Origin of the sequence: Janthinobacterium fluminis (assembly GCF_028595325.1) — a bacterium.
GTDB lineage: Bacteria > Pseudomonadota > Gammaproteobacteria > Burkholderiales > Burkholderiaceae_D > Janthinobacterium > Janthinobacterium fluminis.
The window spans coordinates 1-17414 of sequence record NZ_JAQQXR010000006.1 but is presented as its reverse complement, the minus strand read 5'-3'; the positions used below and the strand labels follow the sequence as shown (position 1 = coordinate 17414).

The following is a 17414-nucleotide window of genomic DNA, read 5'->3' as shown; positions in this document are numbered from 1 at the left end:
CGCTCATGGCGCCGGCGGCTGCGGCGCCGCCCCGGCCAGGGCGACGATGTCGGCGAAGTCGACCGGCTTGATCAGGTGGAAGTCGAAGCCGGCCTCCAGCGTGCGGCTGCGGGCGTCGCCCTGGCCCCAGCCCGTCAGCGCGATCATCATGATGCGCCCGGCGCGCGGCAGTTGGCGGATGCGCCGCGCCGTCTCGTAGCCGTCCATGCCCGGCATGCCCAGGTCCATGACGATCAACTGCGGCATGCCGGCCTGGACGGCGGCCAGCGCCGCCTGGCCGTCGTAGGCCGTGGCAACGTCGTAGCCGGCCATCTGGAACAGGGCTTGCAGCGAGTCGGCGGCGTCGCGGTTGTCGTCGACGACCAGCACCCGGGTCGGCTGCGCCGCCGCCGGCGCCGCGTCCGGCGGCGCGGCCGGCGCCGCCGTCTCCGCCGCCGCGACCGGCAGGCGTATCACAAACTCGCTGCCCTTGCCGGGCCCCTCGCTGCTCGCCTGCACGCTGCCGCCGTGCATCTCGGCGAATTTGCGCGCCAGACTCAATCCTATGCCCAGGCCGCTGGCCATCTGGCCGGAGACGGTCTGGCTTTGTTCAAACATGGAAAAAATGCGCGGAATCGCCTCGGCTTTGAGGCCCACGCCGTTGTCCTTGACGCTGATGCTCAACTGGCCGGCGTCGAGCCAGGCGCGCACGGCGATGCGGCCGTCGACGGGCGTGAACTTGATCGCGTTCGAGACGATGTTGGCGAGGATTTGCACGACGCGCGCGGCGTCGGCGTGCAGCGCGACGTCGTGCGGCGGCAGCGCGAAGTCGATGCGGATGTGCTTGTTGGCGGCGTTTTGCAGGCACAGTTCCTTGACATGGTCGAGCACCGCGCCGAACAGGACGCGCTCGCGCCGCAGCGCGATCTTGCCGCTGGTGATGCGGGCGACGTCGAGCAGATCGTCGACCAGCCGCGTCAAATGGGTCACCTGGCGGTCGATGACGTCCTTGATGCGCTGCACGGCCGCCACGTCCGGATACAACTGGCCCAGCAGCGCCACCGAGGTCTTGATCGGCGCCAGCGGGTTGCGCAGTTCGTGCCCCAGGCTGGCGAGGAACTCGTCCTTGCGCCGCTCCGCCTCGCGCGCCTGGTACTGGCGGGTGCGGGCGCGCAGCAGCGCGTGCGCCGACGCCACCAGGGTCAGCGTGTTCACCGGGCGTTCCAGCAGCGTCAGATTGCCCAGCCCGGCGACGGCCTGGCGCACGCGCGGCGAATCGCTGCCGCCGCGCGCCGTCAGCAGGATGATGGGCAGGTCGGACCAGGCCGGCTGGCGCGCGATGTACTCGCCCAGCACCGCGAAGGCGCCCGCCGGCAGCGCCTCATCGGCCGCCAGCACGCCGGCCGCGCCCAGCTCCAGTTGCGCCGCCAGCTCGGCCGCCGACTGGCAGACGTGTCCCTGGATCATCGCCAACGCCAGCACCTGCGCCGCCAGGGGGGCGTCCTGCCCGGTCGGGGCGAGGATCAGGATGCGCCTTTCCATCGCGCCTAGCCGCCGGCGGCCGCGGCGGCGTGCCTGTCGCTCGTCGGCACGCCCGTCAGGATGCCGTGGAAGCCGCGCAGCGCCGGGCCGATTTCGATGCCGCGGGGGCCAATTTCAAAGCGGTGTATGGTGCGCGCGTGCGCGCCGCCGCGTTTCTTGAACACGGAGATGGCCTGCATGACCTCGCCGCCGGACTCGAAGTAGCGCAGCATGATGACGTTGTCGGCCACATAACTGGCGTCGGCCGAGGTCGTCATGGTCGTGCCCAGCATGCTTTGCTGCACGCCGACGAGCACGCTGGCGACGCCGTGCTGGCCCAGGTAGCTGAGGACCTCGTGCAGATAGGTCGGCAGGAAGCGCTCGTCCGGCACCGCGTTCAGGTAGCCGTTCAGGCTGTCGATGACGACCAGGCGCGCGCCCCGTTCGGCGGCGTCGACGACGGACTGGGAAAACTCGCCCGGCGACAGCTCGGCCGGATCGACTTGCTGGATGCTCAGCAGGCCCGTTTGCAGCGCCGCCTGCAGCCCCAGGCCGACCTCGCTGGCGCGGTTCAGCAGATTGTTGCGCGATTCCTCGAACAGGAACATCGCGCACGCCTCGCCGCGCTGCGTGGCGGCGTGCACGAATTGCGTCGCCAGCGTCGACTTGCCGGTGCCGGGCGGGCCGGAAATGAGCGTGCTCATGCCTTCTTCCAGGCCGCCGCCCATCAGCGCGTCGAGCGCCGCCAGGTTGCTCGACAGGCGCGCGCGCGGCCCCTCCTGGCGCGTGTCGGCCGCCACCAGGCGCGGGAACACGCGCAGGCCGCCGGTGACGATTTTGTAGTCGTGGGCGCCGCTGCGGAAGGCCACGCCGCGGTACTTGGTGATGTGCAGGCGGCGCCGGTCAGCGCCGTAGGCCTGGGGCAGCAGTTCCAGGGCGATGACGGCGTGCGCCACGCTGCGCACCTGCAGTTCGCCGCTGAAGGCGGCGCGGTCGTCGACGAACAGGGCGGTGCAGGCGCGGCTGGACAGGTATTGCTTGAGCGCCTGCATCTGGCGCCGGTAGCGCAGCGGACTCTCGGCCAGCAACTGCAGTTCCGACAGCGAGTCGAGCACCATGCGGCGCGGCTTGTGCTGTTCGACGGCCGCGAGGATGCGCTGGGTCGTCATGCCCAGTTCGATTTCGGACGGGTGGAAGATCGAGTACTGCTGCTCCGGGTCGAGGATGTCCTCGCCGGGGATGATTTCCTCGATGGACACGCCGGCCATGTCCCAGCCGTGCGACCGGGCGCTGGCGCGCAGCTCGGCGGCGCTCTCGCCCAGCGTGACGTAGAGCGCCGCCTCGCCCGCGCGCACGCCCTCGCCGATAAATTGCAGCGCCAGCGTGGTCTTGCCGGTGCCGGGCTCGCCCTCGACCAGATACAGGCGCTCCGGCGTCAGGCCGCCGGCCAGCACCTTGTCCAGGCCCGGCACGCCGGTGGAGGCGAGGTGGGGGTAGTTGTCGTCCTGTTGGCCCATGAGCGCACTCCCAAACGTCGCGCGGCGGCGCGTACATCATTAATATTAGCGCAAATGGGGAAAAACGTGACATTTCAATAGAATTGCCTGAAAAGCAGGTGCATGGGGCGGCTTGCGGCGGGCCCGCGCCCGCTTTGCCGGCGCGCCTGTGACAATTGTAACTACGCTTGACGGAAATAGAATGATCGTTCATTCTTTGACCTGTGACAATCGAATTCCGCTTTCTATACATCGTTTTGCGTAGTGTTCATACAGGAAAATCCATGATGGAATCCAGCTTCTCCCTGCCGTCGCGCCGCGTCGCCGGCACCCTCGCCGCCGTTTGCGCCACCCTGATCGTTGCCGGTTGCAACAAAGCCCCGGCCGGCGCGCCGCCGGCCAAGGTGCCGGAGGTGGGCGTCTTCACGGTCACCACGCAAGCCCTGTCGATGACGACGGAATTGCCCGGCCGCACAGCCGCCTACCAGGTGGCCGAGGTGCGTCCGCAAGTGGGCGGCCTGATCCAGAAACGCCTGTTCGTCGAGGGCGCCGACGTCAAGGCCGGCACCGCGCTGTACCAGATCGACCCGGCCAGCTACCAGGCGGCCTACAACGCCGCCAAGGCGGCCTTGAACAAGGCCAAGGCGAACCTGCTGACGAGCGGCCCGAAAGTGGCGCGCTACAAGGAGCTGGTCGCCATCGAGGGCGTCAGCCGCCAGGACTACGACGACGCCGTCGCCGCCAGCGAGCAGGCCAAGGCCGACGTCGAGTCGGCCACGGCGGCGCTGGAAGCGGCCAGCATCAATTTGCGCTACACCAATGTGTTCGCGCCTATCGGCGGGCGCATCGGCCGCTCGAACGTGACGCCGGGCGCGCTGGTGACGGCCAACCAGGCCACGGCGCTGACCACCGTGCAGCAGCTCGACCCGATCTACGTCGACGTGACCCAGTCCAGCAACGACTTGCTGCGCCTGAAGCGCGAAATGGATAGCGGCAGCCTGAAGAAGGCCGGCTCAGGCCAGGCCAGGGTGACGCTGCTGCTGGCCGACGGCAGCAAGTATGCCGAGGCGGGCAAGCTGCAATTCTCCGACGTCAGCGTCGACCCCGGCACGGGCAACGTGACCTTGCGCGCGCTGTTCCCGAACCCGAAGGGCGACCTGCTGCCGGGCATGTATGTGCGCGCCGTGCTGGAAAACGGCTTGAACGACAGCGCCATCGTCGTGCCGCAGCAGGGCGTGACGCGCAATCCGAAAGGCCAGGCGACGGCGCTGGTGCTGAACCCCGAGGGCAAGGTCGAGCAGCGCATCCTGACGACCGCGCGCACGCTGGGCGACAAGTGGCTGGTCACGTCCGGCCTGGCCGCCGGCGACCGCGTCATCGTCGAGGGCGTGCAAAAGGTCAAGCCGGGCGCCCAGGCCAATGTCGCCGCGGCCGCCCCGGCCGTCGCCGGCGCGCCGGCCGGCGCCGCGCCCGCCGCGAACGCCAAAAGCGCCCACTAATTCAGGAGATTAAGAATGGCACGTTTCTTTATTGACCGCCCGATTTTCGCCTGGGTGGTCGCGATTGTGATCATGCTGGCCGGCGTGATTGCCATCCTCGGCTTGCCGGTGTCGCAGTACCCGAGCATTGCGCCGCCGTCGATTTCGATCAGCGGCACCTATCCGGGCGCGTCGGCCAAGACCGTCGAGGACGCGGTGACCCAGGTCATCGAACAGAAGATGAAGGGCATCGACGGCTTGAACTACATGTCGTCGAGCAGCGATTCGACCGGCGGCATCAGCCTGACGCTGACCTTCAAGAGCGGCACCAACCCCGACATCGCCCAGGTGCAGGTGCAGAACAAGCTGCAACTGGCGACGCCGCTGCTGCCGGCCGCGGTGACGCAGCAGGGCCTGGTGGTGTCGAAGGCGACGAAAAACTTCCTGATGGTGCTCGGCTTCACGTCCGAGAACGGCAGCATGCGCCAGGTCGACCTGGGCGACTATGTGGCCGCCAACGTCGTCGATCCGCTCAGCCGCGTGCAGGGCGTGGGCGAGGTCACGCTGTTCGGCTCGCAGTACGCGATGCGCATCTGGCTGGACCCGTCCAAGCTGCAAAGCTACCAGTTGACGCCGGCCGACGTCAGCGCCGCCATCAGCGCGCAAAACACCGAGGTGTCCGCCGGCGAGCTGGGCGGCACGCCGGCCGCGCCGGGGCAGCAGTTGAACGCCACCGTGTCGGCCCAGAGCCGCCTGCAGACGGCCGAGCAGTTCGGCGCCATCCTGCTGAAGACCACGCCCAACGGCGCCAGCGTGATGCTGCGCGACGTCGCCCGCATGGAGCTGGGCAGCGAGAACTACAAGACCGTGGCGCGCTTCAACGGCAAGCCGGCCACCGGCATCGCCATCAAGCTGGCCTCGGGCGCGAACGCGCTGGAAACGGCCGAGCTGGTCAAGAAGAAGGTCGAGCAGCTGGGCAAGCAGTTCCCGGCCGGCATGAAGGCCCAGGTGGCCTTCGACACCACGCCTTTCGTCAAGCTGTCGATCGAGGAAGTGGTCAAGACCCTGGCCGAGGCGATCGTGCTGGTGTTCCTGGTCATGTACCTGTTCCTGCAAAACTTCCGCGCCACCCTGATCCCCACGCTGGCCGTGCCGGTGGTGCTGCTGGGCACCTTCGCCATCCTGTCGGCGTTCGGCTATTCGATCAACACCCTGACCATGTTCGCGATGGTGCTGGCGATCGGCCTGCTGGTCGACGACGCCATCGTCGTCGTCGAGAACGTCGAGCGCGTGATGAGCGAGGAGGGCCTCTCGCCCGTCGAGGCGACGCGCAAGTCGATGGGCCAGATCACCGGCGCCCTGGTCGGCATCGCCATGGTGCTGTCGGCCGTGTTCGTGCCGATGGCCTTCTTCAGCGGCTCGACCGGGGTGATCTACCGCCAGTTCTCGATCACCATCGTCTCGGCGATGGTGCTGTCGGTGATCGTCGCGATGGTGTTTACGCCGGCGCTGTGCGCCACCTTCCTGAAGCCCGTCGAAAAAGGCCACCACGCCAGCAACAGCGGCTTCTTCGGCTGGTTCAACCGCAGCTTCGACAGCAGCAGCGCGAAGTACCAGGGCTGGGTCGGCAACATGATACGCCGCAGCGGCCGCTCGATGCTGATGTACGCGCTGCTGCTGGGCGCGCTGGCCTTCGTCTTCATGCGTCTGCCGACGTCCTTCCTACCGGCCGAAGACCAGGGCGTGCTGTTCTCGCAGATCCAGTTGCCGACGGGCGCCACGCAGGAGCGCACGCTGAAGGTGATCGAAAAGGTCGAGGAGCACTTCATGGTCGAGCAGCAGGAGGCGGTCGCGTCCATCTTCACCGTGGCCGGCTTCAGCTTTGGCGGCAATGGCCAGAACACCGGCATCGCCTTCGTGCGCCTGAAGGACTGGGACGTGCGCAAGCGCCCCGATCTGCGCGCCCCCGGCGTGGTCGGCAAGGCGATGGCCTCGTTCTCGAAAATCAAGGACGCGATGGTGTTCGCCTTCGCCCCGCCGGCCGTGCTGGAGCTGGGCAATGCCAGCGGCTTCGACTTGCAGCTGCAGGACCAGGCCGGCCTCGGACATGATGCCCTGATGGGCGCCCGCAACCAGTTGCTGGGCATGGCGTCGAAGAATCCGCTGCTGATGGGCGTGCGCCCGAACGGCCAGGAAGACACGCCGGAATACAAGATCACCATCGACCAGCAGAAAGCCACCGCGCTTGGCCTGTCGCTGGCCGAAGTGAACAAGGTGCTCAGCGTCGGCTGGGGCAGTAGTTATGTGAACGACTTCATCGACCGCGGCCGCGTCAAGAAGGTGTTCATGCAGGGCCAGCCCGACTCGCGCATGGTGCCGGAAGACCTGGCCAAATGGTTCGTGCGCAACAACGCCGGCGACATGGTGCCGTTTTCGGCCTTCGCCTCGGGCGAGTGGGTGTATGCCTCGCCGCGTCTGGAGCGCTACAACGGCCTGTCGTCGGTCGAGGTGCTGGGCATGCCGGCGCCGGGCAAGAGCTCGGGCGCGGCCATGGCCGAAGTGGAAAAACTGGTGGCGCAACTGCCGCCGGGCATCGGCTTCGAGTGGACCGGCGTGTCGGCCGAGGAGCGCGATTCCGGCTCGCAGACGCCGCAGCTGTACGCCATTTCCCTGCTGATCGTCTTCCTGTGCCTGGCCGCCCTGTATGAAAGCTGGTCGATCCCGTTCTCGGTGCTGCTGGTCGTGCCGCTGGGCGTCATCGGCACGGTGCTGGGCAGCACCTTCTTCGGCCTGTCGAACGACGTCTACTTCCAGGTGGCGTTGCTGACCGTGGTCGGCCTGTCGGCGAAGAACGCGATCCTGATCGTCGAATTCGCCAAGGAATTGCAGGACAAGGGCGTGGAACTGAAGGAGGCCACCCTGCAGGCGGTGCGCCTGCGCCTGCGGCCGATCCTGATGACCTCGATCGCCTTCGGCCTGGGCGTGCTGCCGCTGGCCACCAGCAGCGGCGCCGGCTCCGGCAGCCAGAACGCCATCGGCATCGGCGTGCTGGGCGGCATGCTGTCGGCGACCTTCCTCGGCATCTTCTTCGTCCCGGTGTTCTTCGTGCTGGTGCGCGGCTTTTTCAAACCCAAGCCAGCCGCGCCGCAGCCAGCCGCCACAGTCATAACGGAAGCGCATTAACATGAAAAAAACCCTACTCTCCCTCGCCGCGCTGGCCCTGCTGGGCGGTTGCAGCCTGGCGCCCACCTACCAGCGCCCCGACAGCCCGGTGGCGGGCGGCTGGCCGGCCGGTCCGGCCTACCAGGCGGACGCGGCGGCGGCGAACGCCCGCCCGGCGGCCGACATCCAGTGGCGCGACTTCTTCGCCGACGCCCGCCTGCGCCAGGTGATCGAGCTGGCGCTGGCGAACAACCGCGACCTGCGCGTGAGCACGCTGAACATCGAAAAGGCGCGCGCCCGCTACGGCATCGAAAGCGCCGCGCTGCTGCCGAAGATCGCGGCGAACGGCAGCGGCAGCGCGCAGCGCTCGGCGGCCAATGCCAGCCCGAACGGGCAGGCGCAAGTGACGCACCAGTACAGCGCCAACCTGGGCGCGGCCGCCTACGAGCTGGACTTCTTCGGCCGCGTGCGCGACCTGTCCGAATCGGCCCTGCAGCAATACCTGGGCACCGAGGAGGCGCGCCGCGCCGCGCAGATCAGCCTGGTGGCGGAAGTGGCGGGCCACTACCTGACGCTGCTGGCCGACCAGGAGCGCCTGCGCCTGGCGCAGGAAACCCTGAAAAGCCAGCAAGTGTCGTATGCGCTGAGCCAGAGCCGCTTCCAGGCCGGCGCCACCTCTGGGCTGGACATGTACGAGGCGCAGACCAGCGTCGAGGCGGCCCGTTCCGACGTGGCCCTGTACACGGGCCAGGTGGCGCTGGACCAGAACCTGCTGGCCCTGGTGGTGGGCGCGCCGCTGCCGGCCGGCCTGCTGCCGCAGGGGCCGCAGGCAAGCGTCACGGCGCTGACCGACATCCCGTCCGGGCTGCCGTCGGAGGTGCTGCAGCGCCGTCCCGACGTGCTGGAGGCCGAGCGCACGCTGCGCGCCGCCAACGCCAACATCGGCGCGGCCCGCGCCGCCTTCTTCCCGCGCATCTCGCTGACGGCCTCGGCCGGCACGGTCAGCGACAATCTGTCTGGCCTGTTCAAGGGCGGCAGCTCGACGTGGAGCTTCATGCCGCAAGTGAGCCTGCCGATCTTCGACGGCGGCGTCAACCGCGCCAACCTGGGCATCGCCAAGGTCGAGCGCGACATCGCCGTGGCCCGCTACGAGAAGTCCATCCAGAGCGCCTTCCGCGAAGTGTCGGACGCGCTGGCGCAGCGCGGCACGCTGGGCGAGCGCCTGGCCTCGCAGGAAGCGCTGGTCGAGGCGGCGTCGAAAAGCTACCGCATCCACGAGGCGCGCTACCGCCAGGGCGCCGAGTCCTACCTGAACGCGCTGGTGTCGCAGCGCGCCCAGTACGCGGCCCAGCAAAGCCTGATCGGCGCGCGCCTGCAAAAGCAGGCCAACCTGGTGACCCTGTACAAGGTGCTGGGCGGCGGCTGGCAGCCAGAGGGGGCGCCGGCGACGGCGGCCGTGCAGGGCGCCGCCGGCGCCCGATAACCGCGACAGCGAAGCAGGCGGCCGGGCGCGCGTTCCGGCCGCCGCAGCACAGGACAGCACCGTGAACTCGACAGAGAAGAGACACCCGGACCAGGAGCGCGCGCACAGCCGGCGCAAGCAAGTGCTGGACGCGGCCGCCAGCTGCTTCGGGCGCAGCGGCTTCCACGGCGCCAGCATGGCCGAGATATCGAAGGCGGCCGGCATGAGCGCCGGCCACATCTACAACTACTTCGACAACAAGGACGCCATCATCGCCGCCTTCGTCCAGCAAAACATGGAGCGCGTGTCGGCCCACATGCGCGACCTGGAGCAGGACGAGGACCCGCTGCAAAAGATGATCGACAACGTCGCCCAGAACGTCAGCGAAAGCCTGGACCCGGAGATCTGGGCGCTGCCGCTGGAAATCTTTTCCGAATCGGCGCGCAACCCGAAAATCGCCGCGCTGCTGCACGGCGCCGACCGGCGCATGCGCGCCCAGTTCCGCACCATCCTCAAGACGGCGCGGCAACACCGCGGGCTGGCGACGGACGACGGCCTGCTCGACGGCCGCGTCGACACCATCATCGCCATGTACCAGGGCTTGCACGTGCGCGCGCTGCACCACCCCGGCATGGATCAGACGGCCGTGATCGACGGCTATCGCCTGGCCCTCACGGCGCTGCTGCTGCACTAGGCCGGCCGCCCATTCAACACGTGATGGCAAAAAAACAGCATTTTGCGCGCCGACGGTGGTAACGGCGGCCCGCATCGGGTAAAGTGGCCGGTGGTGGCCGGGCAGTCCCCCGCGCCAGCGTGACAACGGAAAAGTACATGATCATCACAGAAAAACAGCGCAGCGACCAGCAACGCACGCTCAGCCGGCGCAAGCAGGTGCTGGACGCGGCAGCCAGTTGCTTCCGGCGCAGCGGCTTCCACGGCGCCAGCATGGCGCAGATATCGAAGGCGGCCGGCATGAGCGCGGGCCACATCTACAACTACTTCGACAGCAAGGACGCCATCATCGCAGCCTTCGTCGAACAAAACCTGGAACGGGTCGCCGCCATCCTGCGCGACCTGGAGCAGCACGACGAGCCGCTGCAAGCGATGTTCGACAACGCCGAACAGCACGTCAAGGAAAACCTCGACCCGGTGTTGTGGGGGCTGCAACTGGAAATTTTCTCCGAGGCGGCGCGCAACCCGACCATTGCCGCCGTGCTGCACGACGCGGACGCGCGTCCGCGCGGCGAGCTGCGCAGCATCATCAAACGGGCGCGGCAGCGGCGTCAACTGGCGGTCGACGACGCCACGCTGGACGGCCGCGTCGAAATGATGATCGCCATGTACCAGGGCCTGTCGCTGCGCGCGCTGCACCACCCCGGCCTGGACGTGGCCAGCCTGGTCGCCTCGTTCCGGCTGGCGCTGACGCCGTTGCTGTTCAGTTAAGCATAGAAATATGCGGCCGCGGCGCTGCGCCCCGGGGCGGGGTGCAACAATTTTGCGGGTATTTGCACTTTGTCCGTGGCAAGGATGGCAAAAACGTAAAAGGCTCTGTTATAATTCGCAGCTCGTCGGGGCGTAGCGCAGCCTGGTAGCGTACTTGCATGGGGTGCAAGGGGTCGGAAGTTCGAATCTTCTCGCCCCGACCAATAGAATCAAAGACTTAGGCCAACCTTCGGGTTGGCCTTTTTCTTATTCGTGAAAATTACCCCTATATTTACCCCTACAGTTTTTTTTGCCTCATAAAAGACGCTTTGGCACCACCTGAAATCAATAGGCGGGGGGCTTTCTGGCTGCGATGCAATCGTTTTTGCCATTTCGATACATTGGTGGAATCCGAGGCGATGGCGTGCGGGTCGATGTGGACCGGCGACGGGAACTTCCCGGCCTTCACCGCCCGCAAGATGGTGCTGCGCGATTGGCCGGTGGCGTCGATCACGGCCGGCAGCCGCAGGAATTTTTTCGTTGTGCTCATTGTTCGGATCTTTGCTCTGTTGTTGATGGGGTGGCGCCGACCACCGTCAGGCGCGGTGGCGCACGGCGCATGTTGCCATCCGGCTGCCTGTGGTAGGTGGCGAACATGCCTTCGAACAGGCCGCCCGGGGCGGCCTCCTTTTCCCACATCTCATCCATGGCCACTTTGCCCTCGGGCGTGGTGGCCATCTTATGGAACACGGCCCAGCGCGCGGCATTGCCCATGGGGGCGTCGTGCCAGTCCTCGCCGCGGTGCGCCGCCGAGTCCTCTACGCAATAAACCAGCACCAGGTGGGTTAGGCCGGTGCCGGCGGGTACGTCGGCACGGTCGGCGACGTTCGTGTTGAGCAGCTCGAAGTGCTGCTCCAGCGTCGTCGCGGCGTCGAGATTGGCGGCGTTGTTGAGCAGGACGGCACCTATCTTGCGCTGCATCTCCATGGCCCTGCGGAACCTCGGCTTAATCTCGTCGGCTTCGGCGCGCAGCAGTGCCACGCGGTTGGCGTTGAATGGCGACGCCAGTTCGAGCTTCTTGGCGGCCCGGCGCGCGGCATCCATATCGGTCTGGAAGAGGGTACGCATCGAACGACGGCAGCTATGCGCTGACCACCACCGGCATTCAAACCGAAAACGCCCACAAGGAAATCGCATGACCGAGCACCACGAAGACCACGCTGTTTCGATCCGCGCCGAGCAGGCGGTGATTGGCGCCCTGTTGCTGGACTACGATGCCCTCGACCGCGTAGACGACCTGGAGGCCGCGCATTTTTACCGTCACGACCACCGCGTCGTCTTCGACGAGATCCGGCGCCAGGTGGTGGCCGGCCAGCGCGCCGATGCGATGACGGTGTTCGCCAAGGTCGGCGACAAGGTCGAGGATTGCCTGAAGTACCTGGCCGCGCTGCGCCACTCCGCCGTCAGCGCCGTCAATATCCGGCACCACGCCGAAATTATTGCGGACAAGGCCGGCAAGCGGGCGCTGGTGGCGCTCGGCATCGAAATGCAGGAGCTTGACGTCGCAGCAGCAGGTCGCCGCCTGCATCGATCTGGTGGCACCCAAGCTGGAGGCGATGGCGCAGAGGAAGACCGCGCACGAGCCCGAACGCATCGAGGACATGATGTCCGACTACGCTGACGTGCTGCAGGCGCGGATGTCGGATGTGGCGTGTCGCACGTGCGCCGGAAGCGGCAAGCTAGCCGTCCTGGCGAAGCACAACCTGGTGCATCTGGTCGAGGATATGGTCGAGGCGCTGGATGCGATTTCGGCGCACGCGGCCGGCCAGACGACGAAGTGCCTGGCATTGGACATGAAGCTGTAGGCGGATTTCTGTTACTTTCCCGTCAGAAGGGCTGGCGGTTGAGATTTAATCTCTTTCATCGTCAGCGAGCTCATTACTGTCAGCCTCATCATTTTGTCGTTTAATTAAGCCCATTGCTCCTCGTAGCCGCCTAAATTCTCGGGCAAAGAAAAAGGCGCAGAATAGGCCAACTGGAAGCGTGAATACCGTCAGGCTGATCGCGAGCGGGGAGGAAATTTTTGCCCAAGTCCAAAGAAAAAGTGGCAAAAATGCACTAGTATAGAAGACCAGAAAACCAACAAAGTACGCAACGCCAATGGCCTGACACCGCTTACGTGTGGAGAAGGCAGCGCTTGCAAAACTCAGTTGGCGATTGGACCGGCCAGGCGTATGCTTTAAATAGCTTTTGGAAAGGACATAATCTTGCAGTGCCAGACCGGGATCCAATAGCGACATCAAATGTTTGATCAGGCTGGCGGATAAATCCTGACTTCCTACGATGGCTTGGTAGCCCTTTTGTTGAGCGAACGCATGCATTTTTGGATGCTGTTCCAGATCTTCAAAGAAACTCTTGGCGAATTTGTATTCCTCTCGGTATGCGGTGCGCGCGCCCCATGGAAATTGGCGAGTGGATAACCATAGGCTTGCGCAGCCGAGTGCAGCAGGGGCCAGCCAGGTGGCCAATTTTAACCATTGTTCTAAGTCCATGATCCCTCTTCAAAATTTATTGTGATTGCAAGACGAAATTTTCCACTGTTCGTAAACACAGGTATATAATTGCCTCACTGCGCGCCTTGCGATCCACCCAGCGCGCATAACTTAAGCCGAGCGCGAAAGCGCGGAGCAGGGCAGCGGCCAACCTGAAGCCGAGAAGTTTGATGCTCTGCTACGTCTGAACAAAAAAGCCTGCCACCTTATGGTCGCGGGCTTTTTTATTGCGCCGAGGCTTAGTTTTCGTCGGAGAAATCTGCGGTGAGCGCGGATACCCGCCCTGGCCGAGATTGAATTACCTTCAAAACTTGCGCTTTTTCGGACGCAAGTTCTTCATACGCATTCTGTATATGTTGCTCTGTCGGCAGAACAGAGTTTCCATTTGCATCCCTTGCTATCTCTTTGGCTCTTTTTAAAACCATTTGGGAAAACACATATTCGTTCAATTTTTCAGTATTCATTCGCTATTTCTCATTGATGTGGGTTACAGCCCCAGATTTGGCTGCTTATCGATAGTGTCACATCTGCAACCAGAGCTGGAACTCGTATGGCGCTAGGCCATCACGTTGTCGAGATATCCGCTCCTGAGTCTCCTCGCTCGGCGTCCACTGGCCCTTCGCCGCTGACCGCATCCATGCGTCAGCGGCTTTTCTTCTTCAGCGCGGCTTAGTTCGTGCCTTCCAGGCCGGAAGCTAATGCGCGAACGAGCCATGTGCCAGGGCTCTGTTGTTGCTCTCCCCGATTTTTAAGGATCGCGATTATCTCGGTCTTACGGTTTTGAAACTCAGTGCTTGATGCATAGGCGGTCTCGAATAGCTCAAGTGCGTTGATTGCCTCGTGCGCGGTGTCGTAACAAGTTTTTGACATTAATCACTCCTGAAGGTAAATCATGAACATCATCACCCCAGCCACATCCATGAGTCCCGACACGCTCGAATACTGGAAAAAGGTAAGGTCGTGCGTGTCTTCGATACGAATGGTTCCGGGGAACTGTTGCCTGTCGAATACAAGCAGCAAGCAGATGATAGCAAGTTTGCATTGCAAAATTCGCCATTCGGTAAGGTATATACCGAATTCAACCGGCCTGCAGCCTAAGCCATGTCGCCCTTCGCGATCATGCTGATTGAGGTGCACTGTTAATAGTGGACACGTCCGTTTCAAGCAGCCAGCACCTGTTTTCTATAATTTTCAGCGAACGAAGCCGGCGACACATAGCCAAGGCGCGAATGACGCCGCTGGCGGTTGTAGAAGATTTCAATGTACTCCTTGATGGCTGCTTCCGCGTTGGCCCTCGTCGCATACCTCTGATGATGAATCATTTCGTTCTTCAGACTGCCCCAGAAGCTCTCCATCGGGGCATTGTCGTAACAGTTCCCTTTGCGCGACATGGATGCCTGCATGCCGAACTGCGCCACCAATTTTCGATAGTCGTCGGCGCAGTATTGGCTGCCGCGATCCGAGTGGAGAATCAGCCCTGGCGCAGGCCGCTTTTCTCGAACGGCTCGCCACAGCGCTTGCGCCGTCAACTCCTGCGTCATCCTTGCGCCGAGAGCGTAGCCCACCATCTCGCACGTGAAGACGTCCTTGATGCCTGCCAGGTAGAGCCATCCTTCGTCGGTGGCGACGTAAGTGATGTCGCTGACCCAGGCTTCGTTTGGGCGCGTCGGTGCGAAGGTCTGCTCCAACAGGTTCGGTGCCACCGGGAAGCTATGGCTCGAATTCGTCGTGGCCTTGAACTTGCGCTTTTGCTTGCAGCGCAGGCCAAGTTCTCGCCGCAGTCGAACGATACGATCACGGCCGGTGTCGAATCCCTGGGCGACAAGTTCCGGCTGCAGGCGCAACGGCCCGTAGGTTTCACGGGTCTGGACGTGGGCCGCCTTGATGGCGACCTTCAACCGTTCGTCGTCCTGCGCGCGTTGCGATGGCGGGCGCTCGAGCGCCGCATAGAAGCCGCTGCGCGACACACCGAAGACGCGGCACAACAAGCCCAGCGGGTATTCGAGTCGCACCAACTTCATGAACGCGTACCGGGCAGCGACTCCCTCGCAAAGTACGCGGTGGCCTTTTTTAGCACTTCCTTTTCCATCCGTTCGACTGCCCGCTCCTTGCGAAGCTTGGTTACTTCGGCTTCCAGCTCGGCGACGCTGCGGCTGCCGGGTGGCGCCTTGGGGTCCGTGCCGCGCTTGGCAGCGCTCACCCAATTAGCCAACGTCCCTTTGGGCACCAAGATCCGCTGCGCGGCTTCCTCTAGCGTCAATCCCTGCGCCAGTACCAGTTTGACCGCCTCGGCCCGGAACTCCGGCGTGTATGTAGTTGATTTCATGTTTTCACTCCCTTTGACAAGTTTATCAAATGGAAGTGTCCGAAAATGTCAGGCTACGAGCGGACGATCCGACTGCGCAACGCGGCCAGCAGTTGACCCGCGCGCACCAGCAGATCGACAACGAAAATTGAACAAGGACTGAAATGAACGTAATCCAAAAATATACCCGGGCGCTTGGCTCCTCCAACCTGCGCGACGACGCGCACCACCACAGCACCGAGGTGCTGGCCGCCGCGGCGCTGTGCCACGACCTGGGCACCAAGCTGTTCCGCGTGAAGTACGCCGGCGACGCGACGAGCTACCCGGCGCTGCTGGAAGCGTGGCGCGAAGTGGTCATTACCAAGGCGGCGCATCGCACCTGGCCGGCCGACGTCAGCCCCGCGAAGGTGGCGCGCCTGTCGCTCGACCACTGGCTCAACGACGTCTGCCTGGCGTGCACGGGGCGCGGCTACGAGCCGGTGCGCGGCAAGGCAAGCACCATGTCGGACGTACCGTGCGTGCGCCGGCGGCGGCAAGCGCGCGGTGCTGGCGAAGCACAACCTGGTGCACCTGGTCGAGGATATGGTCGAGGCGTTGGACGCCATTGTGGCGCACGCGGCCGGAAAAACGATGAAGCGCCTGGCGTCGGAAATGGATTTGTGACACCTGTGCGAAAAACGATTCACTGTTTGTAAACACAGGTATATAATTGCCTCACTGCTCGCCTTACGATCCATCCAGCGCGCATAATTCAAGCCGAGCGCAAAGCGCGGAGCAGGGCAGCGGTGCACCTGAAGCCGAGAAGTTTGATGCTTCGCCGCGCCCGAATGAAACGCTCACCACGCAGATAGTGCGGGAGCAGATAGAAGCCACCCATGCGGTGGCTTTTTGCATTGCTCCCCCAGTTTTTAACCTACCTCTTTCAGCGGGGTTCTCGGGATCCGTTTAACGACCGGCTTAACTACCTCGACGGGCATTTTTTTTGCCGTGGTTTTGACCTCCTTTATTTTTGGCACTTTTTTCAACTGCCCATTAGCGCTTAATAATTCTGCAAGCTTAGTCCAATTGTATGTGCGGCAATTGACACTATTGCCTTTTGGCCACCACTCAACCGAGCCTTTGCTGAAATGCAGTTCGCCGATTTTCTTATTGTTCGTGTTCGTGATAGTTATAGCACTGTCAATCTTTCCTATTTCCACTTCTTGGCCAAGCTTTAATTTAAGGTTTGCCATAGCTATTCCTTTGTTAATTGTAGGAAATTTAATAATAACGCAATGAACGATTGTCAGATCTTTTTTTTGTCGGCATTTTGCTTTCTATTAAAAGCGCAATAAAAGATTAGCCCGCCGCACCATCAGCCCCGCGCCCACCTGGTGCGCGGCACGCCCGAGGTAGTCGAGCAGCCGTCGAACGACGAGATTCGGCGCCAGCTCGGCCTGACCCTGATCAACGCCGAGCGCCAGACGCGCGCCGAGTGCGACGAACGAAACTGAACCGGCCGGAAGCGCGACGGCCGAGGTTGAGTAGTTGTTAGGTATATAATGCATTTCCATTAATAAACATGGGAGTGCGAAATGTCCAGTTTCACCAAGGGTATGGTTGTTCAGTTGGTCAGCGGCGGGCAAAAAATGTCGGTAGCGGATGTCGGAGATTACAGCCCTGCTTCATCGGACGGCGTGAAGTGCGTCTGGTTTGATGCCAAAAATATCAAGTGCGAAGAGATCTTTGACGCTGCGATACTGAAAGAATTTGTGGCGCCATCGATCGGCATGCGCGTCACCCGAGGCTAAATATATTCACCCCGTCAAAGCCGCCTTCGGGCGGCTTTTCATTTAGGCGCGCGCAAATGCATTCCGAAACCTTCGACGCTAGCCAACTCGTGATTTGCTACGTATTTAGTTTCGTGCGATCATGTCCCCCGTCGCAGCATGGCCCTGTTTCGCGCCAAGGCCGTGCTTGACAAGCTGGTCGCCGGCTTGCCGCCGCGATCCCTTACCCATCGCAGTACGTCACCGAAACGTTTGAGCGCATGAGCAC

The 17414-nt window shown here is 63.6% G+C and carries 18 protein-coding genes and 1 tRNA gene; 10 read left to right on the top strand and 9 right to left on the bottom strand.

The window, feature by feature from the left end; all coding sequences use genetic code 11:
* Positions 1–3: 3 nt before the first annotated feature.
* Both OIK44_RS15885 and OIK44_RS15880 read right to left on the bottom strand, forming a co-directional pair.
* Positions 4–1521 carry a response regulator gene (locus tag OIK44_RS15885; RefSeq protein ID WP_273672030.1) on the bottom strand — a complete coding sequence of 506 codons (1518 nt, stop codon included), beginning with the start codon at positions 1519–1521 and terminating at the stop codon, positions 4–6.
* 5 nt (positions 1522–1526) lie between these two features.
* The gene (locus OIK44_RS15880; RefSeq protein WP_273672029.1) at positions 1527–3017 is read right to left on the bottom strand and encodes an ATPase domain-containing protein; all 1491 of its coding nucleotides are present in this window, start codon (positions 3015–3017) and stop codon (positions 1527–1529) included.
* A 266-nt stretch (positions 3018–3283) separates the two neighbouring features.
* Between OIK44_RS15880 and OIK44_RS15875 the strand changes: the two genes are divergently transcribed.
* The 6 genes from OIK44_RS15875 to OIK44_RS15850 all read left to right on the top strand — a co-directional run bounded on the left by OIK44_RS15875 (position 3284) and on the right by OIK44_RS15850 (position 10744).
* Complete coding sequence (locus OIK44_RS15875; RefSeq protein ID WP_420213859.1) at positions 3284–4495, top strand: efflux RND transporter periplasmic adaptor subunit; 1212 nt, start codon at positions 3284–3286, stop codon at positions 4493–4495.
* Between the two features lie 15 nt (positions 4496–4510).
* A complete protein-coding gene (locus tag OIK44_RS15870; protein ID WP_273672027.1) occupies positions 4511–7657 on the top strand; it encodes an efflux RND transporter permease subunit in 3147 nt (1048 codons plus the stop codon).
* 1 nt (position 7658) lies between these two features.
* Positions 7659–9119: an AdeC/AdeK/OprM family multidrug efflux complex outer membrane factor gene (gene adeC, locus OIK44_RS15865; RefSeq protein WP_273672025.1), complete on the top strand. Its 1461-nt coding sequence runs from the start codon at positions 7659–7661 to the stop codon at positions 9117–9119.
* A 61-nt stretch (positions 9120–9180) separates the two neighbouring features.
* Complete coding sequence (locus OIK44_RS15860; RefSeq protein ID WP_273672023.1) at positions 9181–9792, top strand: TetR/AcrR family transcriptional regulator; 612 nt, start codon at positions 9181–9183, stop codon at positions 9790–9792.
* Between the two features lie 137 nt (positions 9793–9929).
* Positions 9930–10541, top strand: a complete 612-nt coding sequence (locus tag OIK44_RS15855; RefSeq protein ID WP_273672022.1) for a TetR/AcrR family transcriptional regulator — start codon at positions 9930–9932, stop codon at positions 10539–10541.
* Between the two features lie 126 nt (positions 10542–10667).
* Positions 10668–10744, top strand: a tRNA-Pro gene (locus OIK44_RS15850).
* A 74-nt stretch (positions 10745–10818) separates the two neighbouring features.
* Here the strand turns inward: OIK44_RS15850 and OIK44_RS15845 are convergent.
* Together OIK44_RS15845 and OIK44_RS15840 are read right to left on the bottom strand one after the other, a co-directional pair.
* Positions 10819–11070, bottom strand: coding sequence for an AlpA family phage regulatory protein (locus tag OIK44_RS15845; RefSeq protein WP_273672020.1), 252 nt, complete (start codon positions 11068–11070; stop codon positions 10819–10821).
* Entirely contained in the window at positions 11067–11648 is a 582-nt protein-coding gene (locus OIK44_RS15840; protein ID WP_273672018.1) for a hypothetical protein, read from the bottom strand. Before OIK44_RS15840 ends, OIK44_RS15845 begins: the two co-directional genes overlap by 4 nt.
* Positions 11649–11715: 67 nt before the next feature.
* Here OIK44_RS15840 and OIK44_RS15835 point away from each other — a divergent pair, with 67 nt between their 5' ends.
* Complete coding sequence (locus tag OIK44_RS15835) at positions 11716–12201, top strand: DnaB-like helicase N-terminal domain-containing protein (RefSeq protein WP_273672016.1); 486 nt, start codon at positions 11716–11718, stop codon at positions 12199–12201.
* The gene (locus tag OIK44_RS15830) at positions 12182–12385 is read left to right on the top strand and encodes a hypothetical protein (protein ID WP_273672015.1); all 204 of its coding nucleotides are present in this window, start codon (positions 12182–12184) and stop codon (positions 12383–12385) included. Before OIK44_RS15835 ends, OIK44_RS15830 begins: the two co-directional genes overlap by 20 nt.
* A 45-nt stretch (positions 12386–12430) precedes the next feature.
* Here the strand turns inward: OIK44_RS15830 and OIK44_RS15825 are convergent, their stop codons facing one another.
* The 3 genes from OIK44_RS15825 to OIK44_RS15815 all read right to left on the bottom strand — a co-directional run bounded on the left by OIK44_RS15825 (position 12431) and on the right by OIK44_RS15815 (position 15398).
* Positions 12431–13072, bottom strand: coding sequence for a hypothetical protein (locus OIK44_RS15825; RefSeq protein ID WP_273672013.1), 642 nt, complete (start codon positions 13070–13072; stop codon positions 12431–12433).
* Positions 13073–13311: 239 nt separating this feature from the next.
* Entirely contained in the window at positions 13312–13536 is a 225-nt protein-coding gene (locus OIK44_RS15820; RefSeq protein WP_273672011.1) for a hypothetical protein, read from the bottom strand.
* Between the two features lie 696 nt (positions 13537–14232).
* A protein-coding gene (locus tag OIK44_RS15815; protein ID WP_273672009.1) for an IS3 family transposase occupies positions 14233–15398 on the bottom strand; the annotation gives its coding sequence in 2 pieces (ribosomal slippage) (positions 14233–15122 and positions 15122–15398; 1167 coding nt in all).
* A 143-nt stretch (positions 15399–15541) separates the two neighbouring features.
* Between OIK44_RS15815 and OIK44_RS15810 the strand changes: the two genes are divergently transcribed.
* The gene (locus OIK44_RS15810; protein WP_273672008.1) at positions 15542–16072 is read left to right on the top strand and encodes a hypothetical protein; all 531 of its coding nucleotides are present in this window, start codon (positions 15542–15544) and stop codon (positions 16070–16072) included.
* A 213-nt stretch (positions 16073–16285) separates the two neighbouring features.
* Here OIK44_RS15810 and OIK44_RS15805 read toward each other — a convergent pair whose 3' ends face one another.
* Positions 16286–16609, bottom strand: a complete 324-nt coding sequence (locus tag OIK44_RS15805; RefSeq protein WP_273672007.1) for a hypothetical protein — start codon at positions 16607–16609, stop codon at positions 16286–16288.
* Between the two features lie 87 nt (positions 16610–16696).
* Positions 16697–16930 (bottom strand): hypothetical protein, encoded by a 234-nt coding sequence (locus OIK44_RS15800; protein ID WP_273672005.1) that lies wholly within the window; start codon positions 16928–16930, stop codon positions 16697–16699.
* Between the two features lie 21 nt (positions 16931–16951).
* Here OIK44_RS15800 and OIK44_RS15795 point away from each other — a divergent pair, with 21 nt between their 5' ends.
* Positions 16952–17167, top strand: coding sequence for a DUF2158 domain-containing protein (locus tag OIK44_RS15795; protein WP_273672003.1), 216 nt, complete (start codon positions 16952–16954; stop codon positions 17165–17167).
* Positions 17168–17414: the final 247 nt, after the last annotated feature.

Excerpts from the sequence above, each read along its gene's own strand:
- OIK44_RS15825 (WP_273672013.1), bottom strand. The coding sequence starts at position 13,072 with ATGGACTTAGAACAATGGTTAAAATTGGCCACCTGGCTGGCCCCTGCT.
- OIK44_RS15875 (WP_420213859.1), top strand. The coding sequence starts at position 3,284 with ATGGAATCCAGCTTCTCCCTGCCGTCGCGCCGCGTCGCCGGCACCCTC.
- OIK44_RS15835 (WP_273672016.1), top strand. The coding sequence starts at position 11,716 with ATGACCGAGCACCACGAAGACCACGCTGTTTCGATCCGCGCCGAGCAG.
- OIK44_RS15800 (WP_273672005.1), bottom strand. The coding sequence starts at position 16,930 with ATGGAAATGCATTATATACCTAACAACTACTCAACCTCGGCCGTCGCG.
- adeC (WP_273672025.1), top strand. The coding sequence starts at position 7,659 with ATGAAAAAAACCCTACTCTCCCTCGCCGCGCTGGCCCTGCTGGGCGGT.
- OIK44_RS15845 (WP_273672020.1), bottom strand. The coding sequence starts at position 11,070 with ATGAGCACAACGAAAAAATTCCTGCGGCTGCCGGCCGTGATCGACGCC.
- OIK44_RS15820 (WP_273672011.1), bottom strand. The coding sequence starts at position 13,536 with ATGAATACTGAAAAATTGAACGAATATGTGTTTTCCCAAATGGTTTTA.
- OIK44_RS15855 (WP_273672022.1), top strand. The coding sequence starts at position 9,930 with ATGATCATCACAGAAAAACAGCGCAGCGACCAGCAACGCACGCTCAGC.
- OIK44_RS15830 (WP_273672015.1), top strand. The coding sequence starts at position 12,182 with ATGATGTCCGACTACGCTGACGTGCTGCAGGCGCGGATGTCGGATGTG.
- OIK44_RS15840 (WP_273672018.1), bottom strand. The coding sequence starts at position 11,648 with ATGCGTACCCTCTTCCAGACCGATATGGATGCCGCGCGCCGGGCCGCC.
- OIK44_RS15870 (WP_273672027.1), top strand. The coding sequence starts at position 4,511 with ATGGCACGTTTCTTTATTGACCGCCCGATTTTCGCCTGGGTGGTCGCG.
- OIK44_RS15810 (WP_273672008.1), top strand. The coding sequence starts at position 15,542 with ATGAACGTAATCCAAAAATATACCCGGGCGCTTGGCTCCTCCAACCTG.
- OIK44_RS15805 (WP_273672007.1), bottom strand. The coding sequence starts at position 16,609 with ATGGCAAACCTTAAATTAAAGCTTGGCCAAGAAGTGGAAATAGGAAAG.
- OIK44_RS15795 (WP_273672003.1), top strand. The coding sequence starts at position 16,952 with ATGTCCAGTTTCACCAAGGGTATGGTTGTTCAGTTGGTCAGCGGCGGG.
- OIK44_RS15880 (WP_273672029.1), bottom strand. The coding sequence starts at position 3,017 with ATGGGCCAACAGGACGACAACTACCCCCACCTCGCCTCCACCGGCGTG.
- OIK44_RS15885 (WP_273672030.1), bottom strand. The coding sequence starts at position 1,521 with ATGGAAAGGCGCATCCTGATCCTCGCCCCGACCGGGCAGGACGCCCCC.